A 23,417-nucleotide genomic window follows, 5' to 3' on the forward strand; every position below is an offset into this window, starting at 1 on the left:
TGACTATTCCTTCACAGAGCCAATCGTCAGCCCTTGCACGAAATAGCGCTGGAAGAACGGATACGCGAATATGATCGGCAGCGTCGCAAGCACGACCATCGCCATGCGGGTGGTTTCCGCCGGCATGCTCTGGGCGATGGCCGAACGGTCCGTGCCGCTGCCGATCGCGGAGTTTTGCAAAATGAACTGGATGTTGGTTTCGATTTTCATGAGCAGCGACTGCAGCGGCAGCAGCTTGGCGTTGTCGATGTAAAGCAGGGCATTGAACCAGTCGTTCCAATATCCGAGGGCCGCGAACAAGCCGATCGTGGCGAGTCCCGGCAGGGAGATCGGAAGGATCAGATACAAGAATACGCGAAATTCTCCCGCCCCGTCGATCTTTCCCGATTCGATGATGGCGTCGGGCACCATCGTTTTGAAAAAGGTCCTCATGATCAAAATCGAAAACGCGCTTACGCTCATCGGCAAAATGAGGGCCCAAATCGTGTCCTTCAGGTGGAGCACCTGGGAAACGACGATGTAGGAAGGGACGAGGCCGCCTCCGAACAGCATCGTAAAAAACGCGATGAACGAAAAGAGGCCGCGGAACTTGAAATAAGGCCGTGAAATGGCATAAGCGTAAAGCGAGACGATCGCGACGGTCAGCAGCGTGCCGACGACCGTGATCAAAATCGTGACGCCGTAGGAGCGGAGCAGCTGGTCGCCCGTCTGGAAAATATACTGGTACGCCTGGAAGGACCATTTTTCGGGAAAAATGCTGTACCCGTTCAGCGCCAGCGTTTTTTCGTCCGTCAGCGAGATGACCACGACGAACAGGAACGGATATACGCAGGCGAGGGAAAAAAGCCCGATGACCAGATGCGCCGCTGCGTTCCAAAACGGCGACAACCGGTGAAAATCCCGCGTTTTTTTTGCGCGTTTGTCCGGCCGGCTTGCAGGCTGCCGGGAGATCACGCTGTTTTCCATGCGGCATGCCTCCTTTTAGAACAAAGCCTGTTCCTTGTTGATTTTTCGAACGATAAAATTGGTTGCGATGACAAGCACGAATCCGACGACGGATTGGTACAAGCCTGCGGCGGTGCTCATGCCGATATCCCCGGTTACCTTCAGCCCGCGGTATACGAAGGTATCGATGACGTTCGTGACCGGGTACAAGGCGCCGGTGTCGCGCGGAACCTGGTAAAACAGCCCGAAGTCCGCCCGGAAAATGCCGCCGATGGCGAGGATGAACATGATGACGATAATCGGGGTGATCATCGGGATCATGATTTTCCGGATTTGCTGCCATTTGCTTGCCCCGTCGATCATCGCCGCTTCGAAATAGGATTTGTCGATGCCGACGATGGCGGCCAAGTACACGACGCTTCCATAGCCGACGCCTTTCCACAGGTTGACGATGACGAGGATGTACGGCCAGTATTTCGTTTCGGAGTACCAGAATACCGGATCCGCTCCGAAAAACTTCAGCACCTGGTTCAGCACGCCTTTGTCGACGCTCAAGAAACTGAACACGAAATAACTGACGATGACCCACGAAAGAAAATGGGGAAGGAACATGCCCGTCTGGTAGATCTTCGCCATTTTTTTGCTGGCGATTTCGTTGACCAGGATGGCGACAAGCACCGAAAGCACCGTGCCCAGCACGATAAAAACGGCGTTGTACAGCAGGGTGTTCCGCACGATAATGAAAGCGTCTTCCGTTTTGAACAGATATTCAAAATTTTTAAACCCGACCCAGTCGCTGCGCAATATGCTCGCCAAAAATCCGTCGGTGTCGTACCTGTAATCCTTGAAGGCGATGACCGCGCCGGGCATGGGCAGGTAGCAAAAGAGAATGAACCATACCGTTCCCGGAAGCACCATAAGCAGCAAAGCTTTGTTGCGATTGAGCGTCCTGAGCCAGCGCATCGGCCCGTGTTCCATGAGAGCCCCTCCCGTCTGTGGTGTGTATGTTGATAATCCTAATCTACCGCAGCTGTAAGCGCTGTCTAAAGTGAAAAAAACAAACAAAAGATGCACAAACCAAAGAATAGTTCGGCGGGCATGGGCCGGCTCCGGGGAAATTATGGTAAGGTAATAGATGAAGCGGAAAAAGGAAACAACGCCTTGTTGAAAGCGCATACAAGATAGAACGAAGCCTGTCGCAAAGGATGATTTTACGGCATGAAAAAGCTGGTTGATTTTTATAAAATACATTTCAGGAAAAAGCTGTTCAACAAAATCGTGTTCATTTATTCGATCATCACCGTGTTGTCGCTGGCCAGCCTGTCGGCCTTCGTTTACACGTATCAGCTGAACGTGCAGGCGAGCAAGGAGCTGGAATTGAACAACCGCATCCTGTCGAACATCGGCAAATACTTGGACATGCGGTACGCGACCTCCCAGCAAATCGTGCAGCAGATCTACCGCGACGAATCCGGGACGCTGCTCGAGGACGTGTATTCTTTCCTGCGCAGCGATTTTGCCGAATATTTGGACGACCGTCTCGAAAAATACGGCGATACCGGCGTCCGGAGGCGGGACATCATGTCCTACTTGCGCCTGCAGCTGAACAATTATCCCGACATCCGCATGATTGCGCTGTACAGCGAGAACAAAAAATTCATTCTGCTGCTTACCCGGGACAGCCAAAATTACTATGAGGCGAACGGGGATCTGCAGTCGGCCCTTAAGCGGTACGTCGTTTCCGACAAAAGCTTCACGACCGTCAGCAACATCAACAGCATGACCCGGCAGGAGAGCATCGGGAACCTGATCATCGATTACGACCTGAGCGGCATGTACGGGGATTACATGATGGATTGGGGCGATCTGAAAGGGTATGTCGCGGTCGTCACGCCCGCAGGCGACGTTCTTTTCGATTCGTCCAGCCGTTATTACGGCAAAACGTATCCTTATCTGTCCAAGCTGTCGTCTTCATCCGCCGTTCAGCATTTCGAAGAGCCTTCCTATACGAACGTCCAGGTTTCGAACCGGTTCGGCTATTACGTGGTCGGGGTCATCCCGAAGGCCGAAATCGCCAAAAGCCTGGTCGGGCTTCGGAACACGCTGTTTCTGGTGACGGGCATATGCATCGCGGCGGCGATGATTCTGACCCGGTTTACGATCGTCAACTTTTCGCGGCGGACCCGGGCGATCATGAAGGCGCTTGAAAAAGCGAGGAACGGGGATTTGTCGGTGCGCATTCCGGTGGAAAAGGAAGACGAGCTGTATGAAATATCCGACCGGTTTAATCATATGTGCGCGGATCTGGCGGAGTACATCGACCGGGTGTACGTGTCGGAGATCAAGCAGAAGCAGGCCGAGCTGGTGGCCTTTCAGGCGCAGATCAAACCGCATTTTCTGTACAACACGCTGGAAGCCATCCGCATGCGCGCCCTTTCGAAAAAAGCGGATGACGTCGGCGAGATGATCTATATTTTGTCCACGCTCTTCCGGTATTCGGTCAAACGGGATACGATCGTTGCGCTGGCCGACGAAATCGAATACTGCAGCTTGTATTTGGACCTGTTCCGCATCCGGTACGCGAACAATTTTACGTACGAAATCGACGTGGAGCCCGAGCTGATGAACATTCCCGTGCTGAAGCTGTCGATCCAGCCGCTCATTGAAAATTATATCGTCCATGGTTTGGTCATGTCCCGTTCGGACAACCGGATTTCGATCCAGGCGGAGCTTCGGGGGAGGGATCTGGTCATCGTCCTGAAGGACAACGGAAAGGGCATCGAACCGCAGAAGCGGGAAGAAATCAGGCGGCGCCTGCAAGGGGAATCCGCGGAGCGTTCGGCCTCCATCGGGCTGGTCAACACGCATGAACGGATCAAAATCTGCTTCGGTGACCGCTACGGGCTGGAGCTCTCGGACGAGAGCCGGCAGGGAACGGTCATCATCATGAAATTACCATCTGGGGAGCAAGGAGGACGATTGTATGCGTAGCGTGTTTATTGTGGATGATGAGCCGTTTATACTGGAAGGCTTGAATAACGTCGTCGAATGGGAGGAGCTGGGGACGACGCTGTGCGGCAAGGCATATGACGGCAAAGAGGCTTTCGAGCAGCTGCGGGAAACCGGGTGCGACATTCTGATCACCGACATCATGATGCGCGAGATGGACGGTTTGGAGCTGATCCGGCGGCTTAAGCCGCTGCATCCGCACATGAAATTCATCGTGCTGAGCGGCTACAACGAATTTAATTACGTGAAGGAAGGCATGAAGCTTGGCATCGAAAATTACCTGCTGAAGCCGGTCAACATGAAGGAGCTGGCGGAAACGATCCAGAGCACGGTCCAAAAAATGGACAACGCCGAGCGCCCGGCATATTGGAATGCGGAAGAGCTCGATATTTTGCGGGACAACGTCATGAACCGCTGGGCAACGGGACGGATCGACCCGGCCGAGTTGAAAAACCGGCTGGAATTTCTGGATATTCCGTCCGATCGGTCCTGCTATGCGGCCGCCGTCGTCCGGGAGATTGCCGAAATGGAGGAGCCTGCCGGCGCGACCCCTTGGTACAAGGCGGAGGCCGACAACCGCAAGGTGTACTCCCTTTGCAGGGAGATGACGGAAGGCGGCGGGTCCGGCATTTGTTTTTGCGATACGGAGGGCGACATCGTCATCGTCTATGCGGGGTCCGACCCGGAATCTTTGCAGGCCGGCAGCCTGGAGCGGCTGGAACAGATCCGGCACGCGCTGAAAGGACGGCAAATCGACGTCATGATGACGCTCGGGAGCATGGAATCGGGGTATTTGGGCATGCCGCAAAGCTACAGCCAGGCCAAACGGCTGCAGGAATATTTCCTGACCCACGAGGAAGGCGAAATCATAACGGCAAGCCGGATGTCCCCGCCGGACGAACCGCCCGCTTGGGCTGCGCTGGATACGCTGGAGTACGAAAAACGGCTGCTTGCCAGAAACAAAACGGCCGTCGACGAATACATCGATCAGGCGTTTAACGTAAAAACGGCCGTGCCGGTGGCCCGCATCCACAACATGGCCGTCGAGCTGGTCCTGTGCACGAAGCAGGTCGTGAAGGAAAACAAGCTGAATTTCGAACTTGCCACGAGCGGTTACAAGCAGCTGTTCACGGCTTTGTTCAAAGCCCAGACGATCGCCCGGCTGGCCCAGCACGTCAAATTCATCGCCCATGCCGCCATCGATTATTTGTCGGTCGATGAGGATGAATTCAGCCCGGTCGTCAAGCAGGTGCTGCACCAGATCCGGACGAAATACGCCGAGGAAATGTCGCTCAAGACGCTTGGGCATGAATTTAACGTCCATCCGTTTTATTTGGGCCAGCTGTTCCAGAAGGAGACGGGCGTCAGCTTCAGCGATTACCTGAACTCGCACCGGATCAAGCAGGCCAAGGCGCTGCTGACGGATACCCCGATGAAGACGAGCGAAATTTCGAGGCGCGTCGGTTATTTGGAGCCCGGATACTTTTACAGGCAGTTCAAAAAATACGCGGGCGTATCGCCGACCGAATACCGCAACAGGGTCAAAATGTCGGCATGCCGCGACGAACAGGCTTAACGCCGGAACAGCATCATGATAAGCGACCCGATGACGCTGATGAGGATGCAGGTCACGATCGGAAAATAGAATTTGACGTTTCCCTTTTCATAGACGATGTCGCCCGGCAGGCGGCCGAGCGGAATCCAGCGCCCCACCAGCCACCAGATCAAACCGGCGGCGATCAGGACGATGCCAAGGATGATCAGGATTTTGGATGCACTAGGCATTACTGTTTCACCTCGCAAACTTCGATATCGGATACGGATATTTATGCTATAATTCTCACAAAACGGCCGCCGTCTATCGCGGGGAGCAACGGCCCGACTTTTTCTTATTGTATATCAAGGAAGGGATTATAATCCATGACACTGCAGCAGTTGAAATACGTCATCGAGGTCGCGAACCGGGGGTCCATGAACGAAGCCGCCAAACGGTTATTCATCTCCCAGCCCAGCCTGTCCAATGCGATCAAGGAGCTGGAAACGGAGCTTCGGATCACCATTTTCGAACGGACCAACAAAGGAATTACGTTATCCAAGGAGGGGGCCGAGTTTCTCGGCTACGCCCGCCAGGTCATCGAGCAGGCCGAGCTTTTGGAAAGCCGGTATTTGAACGCCAAACCCGCGCCGCAGCATTTTTCCGTCTCCACGCAGCATTATGCCTTTGCGGTGAACGCGTTCGTCCATCTGGTCCGCGAATACGGGCAGGAGGAATACGAGCTCGCGCTCCGGGAAACCAAAACCCATGAAATCATCCAGGACGTCAAAACCCAGCGCAGCGAAATCGGCATTTTGTACCTGAACGAGTTCAACAGCAAGGTCATCAACCGCCTTTTGAAAGACGCGAACTTGAAATTTACGAGCTTGTTCACGGCCAAACCGCATATTTTCATCAGCATCCACAACCCGCTCGCCAAGCAGTCGATCGTCACGATCGACCAATTGGAGGCCTATCCTTATTTGTCGTTTGAGCAGGGGGAGTACAACTCGTTCCATTTTTCGGAGGAAATACTGAGCACCCTGTCGCATCCGAAAAGCATCCGCGTCAACGATCGGGCGACCCTTTTCAATTTGCTGATCGGGCTGAACGGCTACACGATTTCGACCGGCGTGCTGAGCGCGGATTTGAACGGGAACGAAATCATCCCGGTTCCGCTGGACTGCCAGGAATCGATCAACGTGGGCTGGATTTGCCACCAGAACGCTGCCTTGTCCAAGCTGGCATTGGCGTATATCGACGCTCTCCATGAAGCTATCAAGTAAGGTGGGGCTGCAATCTTCCGCTCGTGCGGGCGGTTGGTTCGGCCCGATCCGGTCGGGTTTTGCGGAATTGCTCGGCGGGTATTTTTCTTGCTATAGCCTAAAACTATAACCAGATATAGTTTATTGGAGTTACTTTATAACGTGAGCATTGTGCTATCTTTTTTTAAAAGCCATTCATTCGAATCGGATAAAGGGGATAGGACAAATGAGCATCATCGAACATCAAGCCAAGCAACGAAACAAAACTCCGTTCAGACACGACATCGTAGGCAGCTTTCTTCGCCCGGAAGCGCTGAAAGCCGCGAGAAGAAAATTCCAAAACGGCGAGATTACGGCCGAGCAGCTGAAAAAGGTCGAAGACGAGGAAATCGTCAAGCTGGTCGCCAAACAGAAGGAGGTCGGCCTGAAAGCCGTGACCGACGGGGAATTCCGACGTTCCTGGTGGCATCTGGACTTCATGTGGGGGCTGGACGGCGTCGAGAAAGCGGAAGTCGAAAAAGGCTACCGGTTCCAAGGTGAGGAAACAAGAGCGGAAACCGCGCGTCTGACCGGGAAAATCGGTTTTTCAGACCATCCGTTCGTGGAACATTTCAAGTTCCTGAAAAGCGTTGCCGGCGACGACGTCGTTGCGCGCCAGGCGATTCCGGCACCGGCCCAGTTCCTTGCCGAACTGCAGCGTCCCGAAAACATTCGGGGCACCGAAGCGGTCTACGCCAGCCGGGACGAGCTCATTGCGGATATCGCGCAGGCCTATCGGGCGGCCATTTTGGCATTTTACGAAGCGGGCTGCCGCAGCCTGCAATTGGACGATTGCACGTGGGGAATGCTGTGCGACCAAAATTACTGGAAAACGCGGCATGCGGCGGGGGAAGACGTGTCGCAAATCGCCGAAACGTATGCCCGCCTGAACGAAGCGGCCATCTGCGATCTGCCGGAGGACCTGGTCGTCACGACGCATGTCTGCCGCGGAAATTACCACTCCACGTGGGCTTCCTCGGGGGGATACGAACCGGTAGCGGAGAAGCTGTTCGGCATCGGGAACATCGACGCGTTTTACCTTGAATTCGATACGGAACGCGCAGGGGATTTTTCGCCGCTGCGTTTCCTAAAAGGCCAGCAGGTCGTGCTGGGACTCCATTCTTCCAAAACCGGCGAGCTTGAAGACAAAGAACAGATCGTCAGCCGGATCAAGGAAGCGACGCAATACGTCGATCTGGAGCATATTTGCCTCAGCCCGCAGTGCGGATTCGCTTCGACGGAGGAAGGCAACATCCTGACCGAAGAGCAGCAGTGGAAAAAACTCGCGTTCATCAAAGAAATCGCCGACGAGATTTGGAAATAATAGAGCGCAAATCCTTAGGTTTTGCCTTCAGCCATCCGGCTGAGGGCTCTTTTTTTGCTTCCATGGCAAAGCGACGCCTTTAGCCCTGATATTGGAAGAACGGGGCTTTTTGCCGTTTATGCAGGAAAGCCGTATTTAAGGATTGACCCTTACCTTGGAGGAGGCCTCATGATGGAATCCTAAAGACCGAAAAGGAAAGGAGTCCAACCCGATGTTATCTTCATTCAAACTGTTTCGCCACCGCTTTATCCGGATTATCCTGATCTCGAATTTGTTTTCGCAGATCGGAATCTGGGTGCGGAATTTCGCGATATTGCTGTACGTCATGGACAAGACGGAAGGAAATGCGCTTTACGTTTCGCTCGTCTCGGTTGCCGAATATGCGCCGATGTTTATTTTCTCTTTTATAGGCGGCGTGTTCGCCGACCGGTGGAAACCCCGGAAAACGCTGGTTTGGTGTGATTTTCTCAGTGCGGCATCGGTAGGGATCGTTTGGCTGGCTCTGTTGAGCGGGCTCTGGGAAGCGGTGCTGCTGACGACGTTGATTTCGTCCGTGCTTTCCCAGTTTTCGCAGCCGGCGGGGATGAAATGGTTTAAAATCCACGTCCCGGACGAACTGGCCCAGCCGGCGATGTCCCTGTTGCAGACCTTGTTTGCCGTCTTTATGGTGTTAGGCCCGGTCCTTGGAACGGGCGTTTATCAAACGTTCGGGATTCAAGCGGCCATAGGCATGACGGGGATCTCCTTCCTGATGTCGGCCGCTGTGCTGCTGTTCCTCCCGCCGGACCGCCCCGGCAGCGGGCAGGAAGCGGCAGCTTCGCTTTCCGTGATTCGGGACATGAAGGCAGGGATTCGATATGTTGCCGGCCGAAAAACGCTGTTGCTGCTCAGCCTTTGTTTTCTGCTCGTTGGACTCGGCGTCGGGTTGATCTCTCCGCTTAGCGTCTTTGTCGTCACGGAGAAGCTGGCCCTTCCGGCGTCGGATTTGAAATGGCTCTCCATTCCTTACGGCCTGGGGGAGATCGTCGGCGGCATCGTCACGTTCGCCGTTGCGAGCCGAATTGCGCCGAGCAGGCTGCTGGTGCTGGGACTGCTGGTCAATGCCGCCGGCATGATCCTGACGGGCTTGTCGGGCATGTTATGGCTTGTCATGCTTGCCCAATTTGTCATCGCGCTGCTGCAGCCGGCGATTTTTATCGGCAACCAGACGCTGGTGATGCAGCATACCGAAGCCGAATATATCGGCAGGGTCACCGGAATCCGCACGCCGCTGATGACGGGGGCGATGCTGCTCATGATGGGGCTGGCGGGCGTTTTGAAAAACATGTTTCCGCTTGAATGGATATACGGATTCGCCGGCTTGTGTCTGGCGGCCGGTTGTTTGGCCGTGCTTCCGCTTCTCCGTATCCACGGCGATGCGGGCGGCACCGAAGAGGCGGTATAGTCCTTTCCGGCGGCCGGCGCATTTATCGATCTGGAGCATATTTGCCTCGGCCTGCCGTGCGGATTCGTTTCGACGGAGGATGGCAACCTCCCGACCGAAGAGCAGCAATGGGAAGAAACTCGCGTTCATCCAAGAAATCGCCGACAAGATTTGGAAATAATATAGAAGGGCATCCGTATGTCTTGCCTTCAGCCGTCCGGCTGAGGGCACATTTTTTCGCTTCCATTGCCGGTCTGCTTCTGATATATTTACATTGTGACCATTAATTCACTAAATGTACACAAAGTAAAATAAAATCGCATGATCCACTACAACAAGCGACCTGCATAAATTTTGAAGCAACCAAAAAAGGGGGATACGTATGGAGAAATGGGATGCGAGTTACGATGTGGTGGTTGTAGGTTCCGGAGCGGGCGGGTTGACCGCTGCCTTGACGGCACAATTGAAAGGGCTTACAGCGCTGGTGATCGAAAAAACGGATCAGTACGGCGGGTCGAGCTCTTTGTCGGGCGGCGCGATTTGGGTTCCGAACAACGTTTATCTCGAACGGGCAGGATTGAAGGATACGATGGAAAAAGCGGAGGCCTACATCGAAGCGACGGTCGGCGACAGGGTGCCGGCGGAGAGAAAACGCGCGTATTTAACCCGCGGGCCCGAAATGGTGAAATTTTTGCATGAGCATACGAACCATGTCCGGTTCGAATACATACCCGGCTATTCGGATTATTACCCCGAAGCGCCCGGCGGTTTTCCGCAAGGGAGATCGGTGGAGCCCGTCGTGTTCGACCTGAAAAAACTGGGGGAAGAGCGGAAACGCATCCGGCGCGCGAACCTGCCGACCTACGGCATGGTCATGAACGCGTACGAATTCCATAAAGTCAACATGATCACCCGAACGTGGATCGGCAAAAAAACGTCGCTGAAAATCGGCATGCGGCTGATGCGTTCGATATGTACCGGCTACCGCCCGGCGGCCTTGGGGGAAGCCTTGATCGGCCGTTTGCGGCTGTCGCTGATGGAAGCGAAAGGCGATCTATGGCTGTCGACCGCTTTTTCGGATTACGTGACGGAAGGAGGCCGCGTCACCGGCATTCATGCGGTCCGCGACGGCAAGCCGGTCCGGATCGAGGCCCAACATGGCGTCATCCTGGCTGCGGGCGGCTTTTCGCACAGCCAAGAGCTACGGGAAAAGTATTTGCCGCACCCGACGTCCGCGCAATGGACTTCGGCCGCCGAAGGCCAAACCGGCGACATTCTCGCCGCATCGCTTCGCCTGGGAGCCCGAATCGACTTGATGGATCGCGTCTGGGGAGCGCCGTCGGCGGTTCCGCCCGGGGAAAAGCCGTTTTTCCTCGTGGCCGACCGCGGCATTCCCAATATGATGATCGTGAACGGAGCCGGCGAGCGGTACGTCAATGAGGCGGTGCCCTATCATGAATTCGTCGATACGATGTACGCCCAAAACAAGCCTGAAGCGCCTACCACCCCGTCGTGGATGATTTTGGACCAGCAGGCGAAAAACCGCTACATTTTTCTCGGCTTGTTCCCGGGTCAGCCGTTCCCGAAACGCTGGCTGGAAAACGGGTTCGTGAAAAAAGGCAGCACCCCGGCCGAGCTTGCAGGGCAAATCGGCATCGATCCCGCCAGGCTCACGTCAACGTTCGAGCGCTTCAACCGCATGGCGCAAAAAGGCGAGGACGAAGACTTTCACCGCGGCCAAAGCGCCTACGACCGTTATTACGGCGACCCGACGCTCCCGAATCCGAGCCTGGCGCCGATCGCGAAAGCACCGTTTTATGCCGTTCCCGTGGTGCCGGGCGATATTGGAACCAAAGGCGGGCTGGTGACCGATGCATGCGCCCGCGTGCTCCAGGAGGACGGGACGCCGATCGGCGGATTGTTTGCGACAGGCAACTGCTCCGCCGCCGTTATGGGCGAAACGTATCCCGGTCCCGGCGCAACGCTCGGGCCTGCCATGACGTTCGGGTATGTGGCCGCGACCTATTTGGCGGAAACGAAACAAGTCAACCGGATGAAGCTGTAGTTTGAGCGAGCCTTGATCTTCAACGAAGATCGGGGCTTCCGGCCGTTCCTCCGCTATGATTTGAGGCGTTCCTCGGCAAGATGGATGAAAGCCTGCGCGGCATGGCCCAAATATTTATCCGCCCGGTAAATGATGCTCATTTCCCTGTACGGCGGATCATCATGGATGGGCAGGAACCGCAGCTTGGGGTCGCCGATGGCTTCAACCAAAGCAGGCGTCTGCACGGTGACCCCCATGTTCTCCCGGACAAACCGGAACAGCGAAGGGTTGGACGTCGTCTCCACGACGATGTTCAGGTTAAAGCCGTGTTTCCGGCAGAATTGCTCGACGAGCTCCCTTCCCCAGAACCCTTTCGGATACATAATGACCGGCAGGCCGTTCAGCTCGTTCAAGGAGACCGAATCCCTGCCGGCGAACGGATGCTCTGCAGATACCACTACGCCGTACTCCTCCCGGGGCAGGCAGCGTAACACGAGCCGGTTGTCGTAAAGCGGCTTGAGCGAGATGCCGATGTCGATTTCCGCACGGAGTACGAGATCCGCCACATCGACGGCCGAGACGATTTTGAGCCGGACGTTCGGATACCGGTTGCGGAAATCGATGAACATCGGGGTCAGGCGGAAATCGAGCTCGGAAGGCAGCACCCCGACGCCGAGCGTACCGCCTTGGTGATGGCGAAGCTCGCCGATCTCCAGCTTGGCGTTCTGCAAATTTTGAAACATTCCCCGTGCGTGCTTGAGCAGGACCGCGCCCGCATCGGTCAACGCGATCCGTTTGCCGATCCTGTCGAACAGGGGCATGCCGATCTCTTCCTCCAGCGCTTTGATCTGCAGGCTTAGATTCGGCTGGGAGATGCCCACCTTATCCGCGGCCTTCGTAAAATGCAGCTCCTCGCAAACGGCCATAAAATACTCCAACTGTCTCAGTTCCATATATCCACTGCACTCCGATCCTCAACCAAAATGTTTTCCGCCTGAAGGCGGCGGTTTCTTCGTATCATTTGTATAACAAATTATTATTATAACTTCAATATAATTGATAAATGATTCCTCTCCAAGTAAGATGTGTTCAAATCGATCTGCAAGGAGAGGGAATGATGAAAAAAACTTCACGGTTCATGATGGCTGCGGCCTTTATTTTAGCTTCTTTGAATCTGCGGCCTGCGATGAACTCCGTCGCGCCCATGCTGCAAGCCATCCAGCGGGATTTGGGCATGAGCGCCTTGACGGCAAGCCTGCTCACGTCCATTCCTGTGCTGTGCATGGGGATTTTTCCGGCCTTTGCGGTCAAGCTGGGCCGGCGTGCCGGGCTGGAGCGCGTCATCGCCTGGTCGATTGCGGTCATCGGCATCGGTACGGTGCTGCGGTGGTTTACCGGGTCGCCATCGTATCTGCTCATGACCTCGATTTTGGCCGGGCTCGGGATCGCCGCGGCGGGACCGCTTCTGTCGGGCTTCATTAAGCAGTACTTTCCGACCAAGGTGCCTTTCATGATATCGCTTTACACCGTATCCATGGCGGTCGGAGCCACGCTTTCATCGGGGATGTCCCTGCCGCTGGCGGACCGGATCGGTTCGTGGCGCGAATCGTTGGCAATTTGGGCCGTCCTGGCTGCCATCGCCCTGCCGGTATGGCGGTGGTCGGTTCTTCGCCATGCCCGGCCGTCCGCTGGAGAGGCGCAGACGAATCGTACGGCCGGATTGCCCTGGCGCAGCGGAAAAGCATGGGTTCTTACGATGTCCTTCGGCCTGCTGGCCGTCTTGTTCTTCTCGGTCACGGCTTGGCTGCCGCCGGTCGTGGAGCATATGGGTTACGGCAAAGCATATGCGGCGAACATGCTCGTCCTGTTTTCTGTGACGCAGATTCCCGTCGGCCTTCTGTTCCCTCATCTGCTGCGGCGTTTTCCTTCCCGCCGTTTCTGGCTGGCGCTGGGCGCGCTGGCGATGGCCGCCGGCTTCCTGATGCTCTGGATTTCGGCGGCGCCGTGGCTTGCGGCGATTCTGATCGGCATCGGCCCCGGCGTGCTGTTTCCGGTTAATCTGATGATGCCGATCGAGGCGGTAAGCGATACGGAGCAGGCGACGGCCTGGTCGGCCATGACCCAGTCGGCCGGATACGTGATCGGTGCGCTGGGACCGATGCTGCTCGGCGTAATCCACGATGCTGCGGGCAGCTATGCGCTGCTGATCCCGGTGCTGCTGACCGTCACGCTGGCGATGGCGGCGGTTCATCAGCTGGCGGCGAAGGCGGCCAAGCCCGAAGCGCCGGATGTTTTAAACAAGCCCAGAGAAAAGGAAAAAGCCCTTCCTTTGGCAGAGTAAGGAAGGGCCTTGGATGGAACATGTCCACGCCTGCCTGCCGACCGTTCGGAACCGCCCCTTAGCCGTTTAGCAGAGCACTTCGACCGTAAAACCGCCCGGCGCCTCGACATAGAACGTGTACCCGTGCGCATGCTGCGGAGGCTTGACGTCGTAGCCGTCCTCCAGAAGCCTTTGGTTGATGCGGTCGACCTGCTCCTCGGTTGGCTGCGGGAAGCCGACGTGGAACGTTTTGGGGTACTGCACCTCGCGGCCCTTCATCAGCGTCAGGACAAAGCCGTCATCGTCCAAGAGCACGGCGAAGTTGTCGCCGCGGGTAGCCCGGCAAACCAGGCCGAAATAGGTCTCCAGAAACGCCCGGGACGCCGCCACATCGGTCACCGTCAAATTCAAATGGTTGATTTTCATATGTCTCCTTCTTTCCAAGTGGAGTATGGAATCGTCATTCACCTTTATTATATGACCTTCATGCAAGTGATAAGGTTACGGCATCATGGAGGGCAAGGGCTCAACTTGAAACGGATAAAGCAGTATAGTCCTCGTTAATCATGGGAACGTAGGGGACGGTTATTGCGGATGTTGGCGAATCAGCTCCACGAGATTGCGGGCCGCGGCGTTTAGCGGCTCGTTTTTGCGCGTGCAGATCGCGATGACGTTCTTTAGGTCGATGCCATCGACGTATACGCGGCATAACTCGCCCCGGGCGACATGCTCGCGGACGACCAGCGACGATACGAAGTTGGCTCCGTACCCGGCAATGACGGCCGTAATCGCTTCATGCAGCCCGTTGAACTGCAGGGCGATTTTCGGTGCGGGAGCGCTGTACGTCCGGCATAAAGCCAGCAGCCTTTCCCGGGTGGAGCTTCCTTCTTCGCGCATCACGAAAGGCTCCTTCACCATCTCGTGAAGCGAAACCCGGCGGCCGGCGTATTTATGGCTCGGCGCCACCACGAACCACAGCTCGTCTTCGAACAATTTTTCGGTGTTCACCGAATCCGGATATGCTTCCGGCAGCCCGCCGTAAATCGCCAAATCCACTTCGACGTTCAGCAGCTGCTTCAGCGCTCCGCTGGAATTGGTCGTCGTAATGGACATTTCGACCTGCTCGTACCGCTGTTTGAACTTGGCGAGCCATGAAGGAAGGAGGAACTGCGCGGGAAGATACGTCGCTGCGAGCCGGATTTGCCCGTCCATCCCCTGACGGTAATCTTTGGCGAACTGCTCGATTTGCTGCTCGACGGCAAACAGGCGTTTGGCCAAAACGGCGACCTTCTCCCCGGCATCGGTAAGCGCGATGCCCCGGCCCTGCGGGACCATAAGCGTTAAGGCCAGCTCTTTTTCGAATTTTTTGATTTGGGCCGTAATGGCCGGCTGGCTGATGTTCAGCAGCTCGGAGGCGCGGGTGACGCTGCCGGTGTTGGCAATTTCGTGGAACAGGCGCAAAGCGTGCAGGTTCATCGTTTCTCACCTCGGATTGATTCATATATGTAATGTATGAAAACGTTAAAAAGATATATTATTCTTATCATTATATTCCGGCTACAATAAAATCAAAAGCTGATTCTCTCTAATTTCAGGTCGGCTTTTCAAAAAGTGGATGCGAAATCCGAGGAGGAGATGGAACATGAAACAAACGTGGGAACAAGTGGATGAGTATATTACGGATTTGCTTTGCCCGAACGATTCGATTCTGGATGACGTGCTTGTCGCGAACCGGCAGGCGGATCTGCCGGAGATCGACGTGACGGGAAACCAGGGAAAGCTGCTGCAGCTGCTGGTGCAAATGCAAGGGGCGAAGCGGGTGCTGGAAATCGGAACGCTTGGCGCTTACAGCACCATTTGGATGGCAAGAGGGCTGGCGGAGGGCGGCAAAATCATCACGCTTGAGCTGGAGCCGCATCATGCCGAGGTGGCGAATGCCAACATCAAACGCGCCGGGCTGGAGCATGCGATCGAAGTTCGGCAGGGGAATGCGCTGGAACTGCTGGAGGAATTGGAGCGGGAAGGGACGGAGCCTTTCGATTTCATTTTCATCGACGCGGACAAACCGAACAATCCCCATTATTTGGAGTGGGCGCTTCGCTTCTCCCGTCCGGGCACCGTCATCGTCGGGGACAACGTCATCCGGGACGGGGAAGTTGCCAGCCGCCACAGCACCGATCCCCGGGTACGAGGCGTCAGAACCTTTTTCGATATGATCGCCGGGGACCCGCGCATATCGGCGACCGCGATTCAGACGGTGGGCAGCAAAGGGTATGACGGTTTTATGATCGGGATCGTGCAGCAAACCGTTCAATCGCCTCAAAAGGCAAATGATCGGTAATGAGACTGCCGTAGTGGGCGACCTGAACGATTCCTTGTTCATCGATCAGAAATTCGGCCGGAATCCGGTTGAAATTGGAGCCTTCCTCCGGAATCAGTTTGAATCCGGCTGCTTCCACCCGGGCCGTAATCTCGTGAATGTCCGGCTGCGCTAACGTTGCCTTCATTTTCGCTTCCGAAGACTCGACGCCGTACCGCGCGTAAATTTCTGCCTCAGGATCGGCAATAAGCGGGAAGGGTGCGTTTTGCCGCCCGACGTATTGGCGGAGGTTTGCCTCCGGAGATTCGAAAAAGGCGACGACCTCCATCCCTTGCCGCTTCCACGTTTCATATCGCTTTATAAATTGCTGCACCCGTAAATTGCATAAAGCGCAAGCGGAGTTGCGGAAAAAGGCGAGCAGAAGGTTGCGGCCCGAATAGGTGTCCGGCGTGACGGGTTCCCCGTTCTGATCCGCCGCTTCAAACCATGGGGCGGCATCTCCGGGGCGGAGCTGATTGTTCATCGTGAATCCCTCCTAATGATCGGTAAAAGGCGTTTCTCGCCCGTACCGCTACCTTATCAGGAAGGTGCCGCCTCCTCTGTGACTTAGTCACACAACATGTCTTCAAGCCTGTTTCTCTGCAAGATTTTGATCCGTCCCCGCCCGGTTTCCACCCATCCGCTGCGCGCAAACTTAAGAAGGGTCCGCGAAACGACCTCGCGCGCTGAATTCATTTCCTCGGCCAGCTCTTGATGCGTCGCGGCTACGAGCGGCTCCTGTTCGGTGGTCACGCGCAACAATGCTTTGGCGAGCCGCTTTTCTACGGGCATCCGCTCCTTTTCTCCCATCATGTCGATCATCCGGAACGTGCTTTCGAGCAAACCTCCGAAAACGGTGCTGCGGAACGACTCATGGAACTGCACCCAGCGCAAGAAACTGCTCCGGAGCACAAACAGCACGTCCACGTCCGTTTCGGCTACCAAATAGGCGGGATAGTCCCTTCCGCACAGCCCGCTGAGCACAAGCAGCGAACAGATTTCCCCCGCGGAAAGCCTGTTGAGCACCGTCTCGTTTCCGTTTTCGTGAACCGCCGTAATCCGGGCCGTTCCGCGGAGCAAAAACATGCCGTACAACGATGCATCCTCCCGCTGGAAGATGTTCGATTTGGCCGGGAACCGTTTGACATGCGGCCGGGCTTGCTCCCATTCTTCCTGAGAAAGACCGTTCAGGGAGGGGAAAACGTCGAGCAGGTTCGTTTCTTTTATCGTCTCTATGCTCATCTGTTACACCCTTTCGATGGTGGTATGATCCCGGATGGCGCCGGTAATCTTCGGCCTCTATCATATCATGGCTTGCAAGATGAATTTGGTGGTTATTTAGGTTCGAGACCAATGTGAGGGTTGGACCGAGTCCGTTGTGACGCGGCCCGGCCCTTTTTTATGTTTTCCGGTTGACAGGAGGAAAGTTTTGGCATATATTGAGGTTAGTTACTTAAGTAATTAACCAGTTGGGTGGTGGAGAAATGGGGCCTATTATGGATGACGGCCGTCCAATATTCATACAAATCGCCGAGAAGATTGAAGACGACATCATTGCAGGGGGGCTGCCGGAGGAGTCGCAGGTCCCTTCGACAAACCAGTTTGCGTCCTTTTACCAGATTAATCCGGCCACCGCGGCCAAGGGAGTGAATCTTCTGGTGGATCAAGGCATTCTGTATAAGAAGAGGGGGATCGGCATGTTCGTGGCGTCGGGAGCAAGGGAGACGCTGATCGAGAAACGGAAGGAGCAGTTTTTCGAGCAGTATGTCATCACGATGGTTCAGGAAGCGAGGAAGCTTGGCATTACGATCGACCAATTGACCGACATGGTCCGGAGAGGGGATGGGAAGCAATGAACCGCATCGTAGAAGTAAACCGGTTAAATAAAACGTACGGCAGCGAAACCGTCATCCAAGACGTGAGCTTTACGATCGAGGAGAACAAAATTTACGGCCTTCTCGGCAGGAACGGAGCGGGCAAAACGACGATCATGCACATGATCACGGCCCAGCTGTTTCCGTCGGGCGGGGAGCTGAAGGTATTCGGGGAACATCCTTACGAAAACAACCGGGTGCTGACCCGGATGAGCTTCATCAAGGAAAGCCAGAAATATCCGGACGTGTTCCGGATCGCGGACGTGCTGGACATTGCGGCGGACCTCTACCCCAATTGGGATCAAGGTTTCGCAGAGCAGCTGATCGAAGATTTCCGGCTCCCCGTCAAACGCCGAATGAAGAAACTGTCGCGGGGCATGCTTTCCTCGGTCGGAATCATCGTGGGCCTCGCCAGCCGAGCGCCGCTGACCATTTTCGACGAGCCTTATCTGGGGCTGGATGCGGTCGCAAGGAACCTGTTTTACGAACGGCTGCTCGAAGACTATGCGGAACATCCGCGAACGGTCATTTTATCGACGCATTTGATCGACGAGGTCAGCAATATGCTGGAGCACGTCATCGTCATCGATAACGGAAAAATCCTGCTGGACGAAGAGGCGGACAGCCTGCGCGGCAAAGCGTTTACCGCCGTCGGTCCTGCTGCAACCGTCCGCGCTTGGGCGGCAGGGAAACAGCTTATACATGAGGAAGCGATCGGCGGCCTGATGTCGGCATCCGTGCTCGGAAATTTAAGCGCGGCAGAGCGGCGGGAGGCGGAAGCGCAGGGCATCGAACTGGTCCCCGTATCGCTGCAGCAGCTGATCGTTCATTTAACGAGCGGCAAAACGAATGGAAAGGTGGCCGAACTCGGATGAACCGGATGGCAGGAGTCATGAAAATGCATTGGAGAGACAAATGGAGCTGGATTTTTATCCCGTGGGTCGTCGTGCTGTTCAGTTTTGCGACCAACCTGACCATCGGCGGATTGACCGGGGGAGAGGAAAACATCAACTCGGGCGGTCTCTCATCGATATTTATTTATATTTTTGTGTGCAGCTTGATCGTGCAGGGGCAGACCTTTCCTTTTGCGTTGGGGCTGAACGTGCGGCGGCTGGATTTCTTTGCGGGCACGAGCGCGATGGGCGTGTTGGTCTCGGCGGCTTCGGCGGTTGTTCTGCTTCTTTTTTCGCTCGCGGAGGAATTGTCGGACGGCTGGGGCGTCAGCGTGCATTTCTTTAACCTTCCGTTTATGGACGGCATTTCTCCGCTCGGACGGCTCGGCATCTACTTTGTCGTGATGGTGCATATGTTTTTCCTGGGCTTCGTGATCGCCAGCATCTACCGGCGGTTTAAAAGAACCGGCATGTTCGTGTTTTTTGCGGCGCTTTTTGTCCTGATGAGCGTGGCCACCTTTGCGCTGACGTATTTTAATTTGTGGCTCGATCTGTTCGGCTGGTTCGCGAATCATTACATGGACATTTTCGTCTGGATGGCTCCGATCGCGGTTGTGTACGCGCTGTTGTCTTACGCCATGATCCGCCGGGCGACCATCTGAGGAACGCAGGGACGTGGCAGAAGCGGGAGGAATCGGCTGAACCCGTTGCCGCATCATGCATAAATTCCGGATAAAGAGCGAAGTTTATGGGATGGAAAACAATTCTAAAAACCATGATCGCTAAAGGAGATTTTGACGATGCCGTTAGGTGCACACGAAGCCCACGAACTCAACGAATTGCTGCTCAGCTGCACGAATTCCATCCAAAGCATGGCGCTTTTCATCGATCAGGCGACCGATCCGGTCTTAAGAAACATGATCACCCGCCATTATGCCGTGCACGTTCAGGATTACAATATGAAGGTCGAATACGCGAACCGCTTCAGTTCGCCCGATCAGCTCAACGTTCCGGCCATGCCGATGAATCCGCCGATGCCTGCGATGAATCCGGGTCCGCAGCAGTATCAGCCGCTTCAGCCGCAGGTGAAGCTCCATCAGCTGGACGACCGCGCGATCGCGACTTCTTACCTGCTGACATTAAAACGGGCCGGCCGGGAGTATGCCTGGTCCGCATTCGAATGCTCCACGCCGCAGCTTCGTTCGTTCCTGGAGAACGCATTCCAGATGTGCTCGCACCAGGCTTTCGAAGTTTGGCAGTACATGGCTTCCAGAGGTTATTACGCGGCCGTGCCGGCTTCACAGGACGTGCTGCAGCCGATGCAGCAAATGTACAAATCGGTGCCGGAACATCAGCCGGGCCGGTTGTACAGCTGACGACCGCGATCCGTTTATGCAGCGCGTTTGCGCCAAGGTCCCTTGCGAGAGGGGCCTTTTTGCTTGTGCGGAACAAGCTGCAAACCCCGTCTGAAAGCGCTTCAAAAAATGTATTGCCAACGATAAAATCCCCTGCTATAATCGCCTTGAAAAGGTTTTCTTGTAAAGGAAGTTTTGACGATGAAGCCAACGATTAGAGATGTTGCCAAAATGGCGGAGGTATCCATCAGCACCGTATCCCGGGTGATGAACGCGCCCGAGTCGGTCAACGAGAACAAAAGGATCCGCGTTTTGGAGGCCATTGAGAAGCTTGGTTACCAGCCGAATTCGTTTGCGCGCGGACTGATTTACAACAAATCCTTTACGTTCGGCCTGCTGATTCCGGATATCGAAAACGTTTATTACACCGGGATTATCCGGGGCATGCAGGACGCATGCATCAAGCTGGGGTACAGCCTGATGATCTGCAATACCGACAGGGACCGAAGCAGGATGCTTTCGTATATCGACGCGTTTCACGAAAAGCAGGTGGACGGGATCGTATTCGCAAGCGACATGATGTTTCCGGAATACCACGAGAAGCTGGTCCGCTGCAAAATTCCGTTTGTGCTGCTGTCGACGCATTCCGAGGAGTTCGAGGTTCCCTGCGTCGAAATCGATGACGAGCAAGCGGCTTACGACGCGGCGAAGTTCCTCATCGAGCTCGGCCACCGGGAAATCGGGATGATCGGTTTCGACCACGAAAATTCGATCTCCGGGCCGCCAAGGTTCAAAGGGTTCGCCAAAGCCATGCTCGAAGCGGGGCTTGAACGAAACGTCCAGAGGGTAAGGGGAGCGGCGCACAGGTTTGAGCAGGCTTATCAAGCCGCGCATGAATTGTTCACCGATTTTCCCGAGCTGACCGCCGTCTTTTGCGTGGCCGACGAATTCGCGATGGGCGTCATCTCGTATTTGAAAGACCGCAACATATTGGTTCCGGGCCAGGTATCGGTCGTCGGCTTCGACAACCTCCGGTTCGCGAACATGTTTATTCCGAAGCTGACGACGATCGCGCAGCCGATGTACGACATGGGCTACCGCGCGGCCGAGAAGCTCCACGAATTGGTGACGACGGGCAAGGTCGAGGTTCTAAGGGAAAAGATGGAGCATAAATTGATTGTCAGGGAGTCTTCGCGGGAAAGGTGAGGCGTTTGCGGCGCTGGATTTGAAAAGCTTTTCAGAATGTCGCATCCCGGTTGGTTTTGCATGCTGCGCAGCCGGGTAATAGAGAGGGTTCCTATAACAATGCACTTATGAAAAAACATGGTTTGACTTGAATGAATTGAAAACGCTGTATTTTGAAAATAACCTTGATTTTGCAAGGAGGTGATCCGAGCATCCGCTGCATCTGTTCACCACGCGCCGAGACCGGAAAAGACAGTCCTGCGGCCGTTTGACGAAGACGCTTGCCTATCGTTGGCGCCAGAAAAAGTCAATCGACGTTTTTCAGCCTATTTCTAAAAAGGGGATGTTAGTGTATGACCAAAGGAAAAAAAGCCAGAACATCTTTGCTGCTCTCGCTTTGCTTGTCTTTTACGATGCTGCTGAGCGCCTGCGGAGGATCGGGGGATGCCGGGCCGACAACGGAACCTGCCGCCTCCGGAGGAGACAAAAAAGATACGGCCCAGGAAACCGCCGCGCCGGAAACCGGCACCGGCTCGCCGCTCGAGCTGGCGCTGCAGGGCAAATATAAAGGAACGAAAGTGACGATGTTCGGACCGTTCGTCGACGTCGACCAGAAGAAATTTGAAGAAAGCATCAAGGACTTCGAAGACAAAACCGGCATCGACATCCAGTACGAAGGCTCCAAAGAATTCGAGGCGACGATCAACGTCCGCGTCGACGGCGGCAACGCGCCGGATATCGCCGACTTCCCGCAGCCGGGCTTGCTCGCTTCGATCGCGAAAACCGGCAAAGTCGTCGATCTGACGAACATTCTCGATCAGGAAAAGCTAAAGAAAAACTACAACCAAAGCTGGCTGGACATGGCCACCATGGACGGCAAAGACGGCAAAATCATGGCCGGGATCTGGAACCGGAGCAACGTGAAAAGCCTGGTGTGGTATCCGAAAAAGCAATTTGAAGAAGCCGGCTACAAAGTGCCCGAAACTTGGGACGAGATGATGGCCTTGACCGAGCAAATCGCCAAGGACGGAGATCCGGCATGGGCGATCGGCATCGAAAGCGGCGCCGCCACCGGCTGGCCGGGCACCGACTGGATCGAAAACATCATGCTGCGCACGACAACGCCTGAAAACTACGACAAATGGGTCAAGGGCGAGCTGCCGTTCACTTCGCCGGAAGTGAAAAACGCGTTTGAAATCATGTCTAAAATCTGGATGAACAAAGATTACGTGTACGGCGGCACCAAATCGATCGTCACGACGGCCTTTGGCGACGCGCCGAAGCCGATGTTCGAAAATCCGCCGAAAGCCTGGTTTAACCTGACCGGCAACTTCATTACCAGCTTCTTCCCTGAAACCGCGAAAGTGGATCAGGACTACGACTGGTTCTACCTGCCGCCGATCGACGAAAAATACGGCAAACCGGTGCTCGTCGCAGGGGACATCTATGCAATGTTCAACGACCGTCCGGAAGTGCGCGCCGTCATGGAATTTTTCACGACCGGCGAGTCCATCAAGTCCTGGGTGCAGTCCGGCGGCGTGATCGCGCCAATGAACGACGCCCCGCTGGAATGGTACAATTCCGAATCCGACAGACGGATGGCGAAACTCGTGCAGGATGCAACGACGCTTCGTTTCGACGGCTCGGACCTGATGCCGGGCAAAGTCGGCGCAGGCTCCTTCTGGAAAGGCATGACCGACTACGTCAGCGGAACCGCTTCGCTGGATGAAGCGCTGCAGCAAATTCAAAAAGGCTGGGACAACAAATAACGCAAATCATGGATCCATCGAACGAATCGGGGCGGTATGCGGCTGTGCGGCCGCCCCTTTTTTCCAAAGAATCTATATC

22 protein-coding genes are annotated in these 23,417 nt (G+C 55.3%); 14 read left to right on the forward strand and 8 right to left on the reverse strand.

The genetic code is table 11. From position 1 onward, the window contains the following. Nucleotides 1–3 precede the first annotated feature (3 nt). Both KI367_RS17885 and KI367_RS17890 read right to left on the reverse strand, forming a co-directional pair. Nucleotides 4–966, reverse strand: a complete 963-nt coding sequence (locus KI367_RS17885; protein ID WP_052146749.1) for a carbohydrate ABC transporter permease — start codon at nt 964–966, stop codon at nt 4–6. A gap of 15 nt (nt 967–981) precedes the next feature. After that, nucleotides 982–1,923 carry an ABC transporter permease gene (locus tag KI367_RS17890; protein ID WP_246537063.1) on the reverse strand — a complete coding sequence of 314 codons (942 nt, stop codon included), beginning with the start codon at nt 1,921–1,923 and terminating at the stop codon, nt 982–984. Between the two features lie 240 nt (nt 1,924–2,163). On the opposite strand from KI367_RS17890, the gene KI367_RS17895 reads away from it, so the two are divergent. Both KI367_RS17895 and KI367_RS17900 read left to right on the forward strand, forming a co-directional pair. Beyond that, nucleotides 2,164–3,936: a sensor histidine kinase gene (locus KI367_RS17895; RefSeq protein ID WP_212951332.1), complete on the forward strand. Its 1,773-nt coding sequence runs from the start codon at nt 2,164–2,166 to the stop codon at nt 3,934–3,936. Next, the gene (locus KI367_RS17900; protein WP_212951333.1) at nt 3,929–5,530 is read left to right on the forward strand and encodes a response regulator transcription factor; all 1,602 of its coding nucleotides are present in this window, start codon (nt 3,929–3,931) and stop codon (nt 5,528–5,530) included. Before KI367_RS17895 ends, KI367_RS17900 begins: the two co-directional genes overlap by 8 nt. Here KI367_RS17900 and KI367_RS17905 read toward each other — a convergent pair. Continuing rightward, complete coding sequence (locus tag KI367_RS17905) at nt 5,527–5,739, reverse strand: DUF2905 domain-containing protein (RefSeq protein ID WP_036706539.1); 213 nt, start codon at nt 5,737–5,739, stop codon at nt 5,527–5,529. The two genes, KI367_RS17900 and KI367_RS17905, sit on opposite strands and share 4 nt — an antisense overlap. A gap of 135 nt (nt 5,740–5,874) precedes the next feature. Between KI367_RS17905 and KI367_RS17910 the strand changes: the two genes are divergently transcribed. The 4 genes from KI367_RS17910 to KI367_RS17925 all read left to right on the forward strand — a co-directional run bounded on the left by KI367_RS17910 (nt 5,875) and on the right by KI367_RS17925 (nt 11,604). Next, nucleotides 5,875–6,774, forward strand: a complete 900-nt coding sequence (locus KI367_RS17910; protein WP_212951335.1) for a LysR family transcriptional regulator — start codon at nt 5,875–5,877, stop codon at nt 6,772–6,774. Between the two features lie 205 nt (nt 6,775–6,979). Then, nucleotides 6,980–8,116 (forward strand): 5-methyltetrahydropteroyltriglutamate--homocysteine S-methyltransferase, encoded by a 1,137-nt coding sequence (locus tag KI367_RS17915; RefSeq protein WP_212951336.1) that lies wholly within the window; start codon nt 6,980–6,982, stop codon nt 8,114–8,116. Nucleotides 8,117–8,327: 211 nt separating this feature from the next. Then, nucleotides 8,328–9,560, forward strand: coding sequence for an MFS transporter (locus tag KI367_RS17920; RefSeq protein WP_212951338.1), 1,233 nt, complete (start codon nt 8,328–8,330; stop codon nt 9,558–9,560). 361 nt (nt 9,561–9,921) lie between these two features. Beyond that, nucleotides 9,922–11,604: an FAD-dependent oxidoreductase gene (locus KI367_RS17925; protein ID WP_212951340.1), complete on the forward strand. Its 1,683-nt coding sequence runs from the start codon at nt 9,922–9,924 to the stop codon at nt 11,602–11,604. A gap of 53 nt (nt 11,605–11,657) precedes the next feature. Here KI367_RS17925 and KI367_RS17930 read toward each other — a convergent pair whose 3' ends face one another. Continuing rightward, complete coding sequence (locus KI367_RS17930; protein WP_212951341.1) at nt 11,658–12,536, reverse strand: LysR family transcriptional regulator; 879 nt, start codon at nt 12,534–12,536, stop codon at nt 11,658–11,660. A 164-nt stretch (nt 12,537–12,700) separates the two neighbouring features. Here KI367_RS17930 and KI367_RS17935 point away from each other — a divergent pair, with 164 nt between their 5' ends. Next, nucleotides 12,701–13,924 (forward strand): MFS transporter, encoded by a 1,224-nt coding sequence (locus KI367_RS17935; protein ID WP_212951343.1) that lies wholly within the window; start codon nt 12,701–12,703, stop codon nt 13,922–13,924. A 66-nt stretch (nt 13,925–13,990) separates the two neighbouring features. Here the strand turns inward: KI367_RS17935 and KI367_RS17940 are convergent, their stop codons facing one another. Continuing rightward, entirely contained in the window at nt 13,991–14,329 is a 339-nt protein-coding gene (locus tag KI367_RS17940; protein WP_212951345.1) for a VOC family protein, read from the reverse strand. A 159-nt stretch (nt 14,330–14,488) separates the two neighbouring features. Next, nucleotides 14,489–15,379 carry a LysR family transcriptional regulator gene (locus KI367_RS17945; protein WP_036706553.1) on the reverse strand — a complete coding sequence of 297 codons (891 nt, stop codon included), beginning with the start codon at nt 15,377–15,379 and terminating at the stop codon, nt 14,489–14,491. 166 nt (nt 15,380–15,545) lie between these two features. On the opposite strand from KI367_RS17945, the gene KI367_RS17950 reads away from it, so the two are divergent. Next, the gene (locus KI367_RS17950; RefSeq protein WP_246537064.1) at nt 15,546–16,244 is read left to right on the forward strand and encodes an O-methyltransferase; all 699 of its coding nucleotides are present in this window, start codon (nt 15,546–15,548) and stop codon (nt 16,242–16,244) included. Here KI367_RS17950 and KI367_RS17955 read toward each other — a convergent pair. Together KI367_RS17955 and KI367_RS17960 are read right to left on the reverse strand one after the other, a co-directional pair. Then, nucleotides 16,186–16,746 carry a peroxiredoxin family protein gene (locus tag KI367_RS17955; protein WP_212951349.1) on the reverse strand — a complete coding sequence of 187 codons (561 nt, stop codon included), beginning with the start codon at nt 16,744–16,746 and terminating at the stop codon, nt 16,186–16,188. The genes KI367_RS17950 and KI367_RS17955 overlap by 59 nt on opposite strands. A gap of 83 nt (nt 16,747–16,829) precedes the next feature. Further along, the gene (locus tag KI367_RS17960; protein ID WP_212951350.1) at nt 16,830–17,504 is read right to left on the reverse strand and encodes a Crp/Fnr family transcriptional regulator; all 675 of its coding nucleotides are present in this window, start codon (nt 17,502–17,504) and stop codon (nt 16,830–16,832) included. Nucleotides 17,505–17,746: 242 nt separating this feature from the next. On the opposite strand from KI367_RS17960, the gene KI367_RS17965 reads away from it, so the two are divergent. The 6 genes from KI367_RS17965 (at nt 17,747) to KI367_RS17990 (ending at nt 23,338) form a co-directional block, all read left to right on the forward strand. Further along, nucleotides 17,747–18,118 (forward strand): GntR family transcriptional regulator, encoded by a 372-nt coding sequence (locus KI367_RS17965; RefSeq protein ID WP_036706557.1) that lies wholly within the window; start codon nt 17,747–17,749, stop codon nt 18,116–18,118. Beyond that, nucleotides 18,115–19,011 (forward strand): ABC transporter ATP-binding protein, encoded by an 897-nt coding sequence (locus KI367_RS17970; RefSeq protein ID WP_036706560.1) that lies wholly within the window; start codon nt 18,115–18,117, stop codon nt 19,009–19,011. The genes KI367_RS17965 and KI367_RS17970 overlap by 4 nt, the downstream gene beginning before the upstream one ends. Further along, entirely contained in the window at nt 19,008–19,691 is a 684-nt protein-coding gene (locus KI367_RS17975) for a hypothetical protein (RefSeq protein WP_036706563.1), read from the forward strand. Before KI367_RS17970 ends, KI367_RS17975 begins: the two co-directional genes overlap by 4 nt. 138 nt (nt 19,692–19,829) lie before the next feature. Continuing rightward, nucleotides 19,830–20,405 (forward strand): spore coat protein, encoded by a 576-nt coding sequence (locus tag KI367_RS17980; protein ID WP_036706567.1) that lies wholly within the window; start codon nt 19,830–19,832, stop codon nt 20,403–20,405. Nucleotides 20,406–20,585: 180 nt separating this feature from the next. Continuing rightward, nucleotides 20,586–21,590 (forward strand): LacI family DNA-binding transcriptional regulator, encoded by a 1,005-nt coding sequence (locus KI367_RS17985; RefSeq protein WP_036706570.1) that lies wholly within the window; start codon nt 20,586–20,588, stop codon nt 21,588–21,590. Between the two features lie 332 nt (nt 21,591–21,922). Beyond that, entirely contained in the window at nt 21,923–23,338 is a 1,416-nt protein-coding gene (locus KI367_RS17990) for an ABC transporter substrate-binding protein (RefSeq protein ID WP_036706572.1), read from the forward strand. The last annotated feature ends 79 nt before the right edge of the window (nt 23,339–23,417 follow it).

Origin of the sequence: Paenibacillus cookii (genome assembly GCF_018333375.1) — a bacterium.
Lineage (GTDB): Bacteria > Bacillota > Bacilli > Paenibacillales > Paenibacillaceae > Paenibacillus_AQ > Paenibacillus_AQ cookii.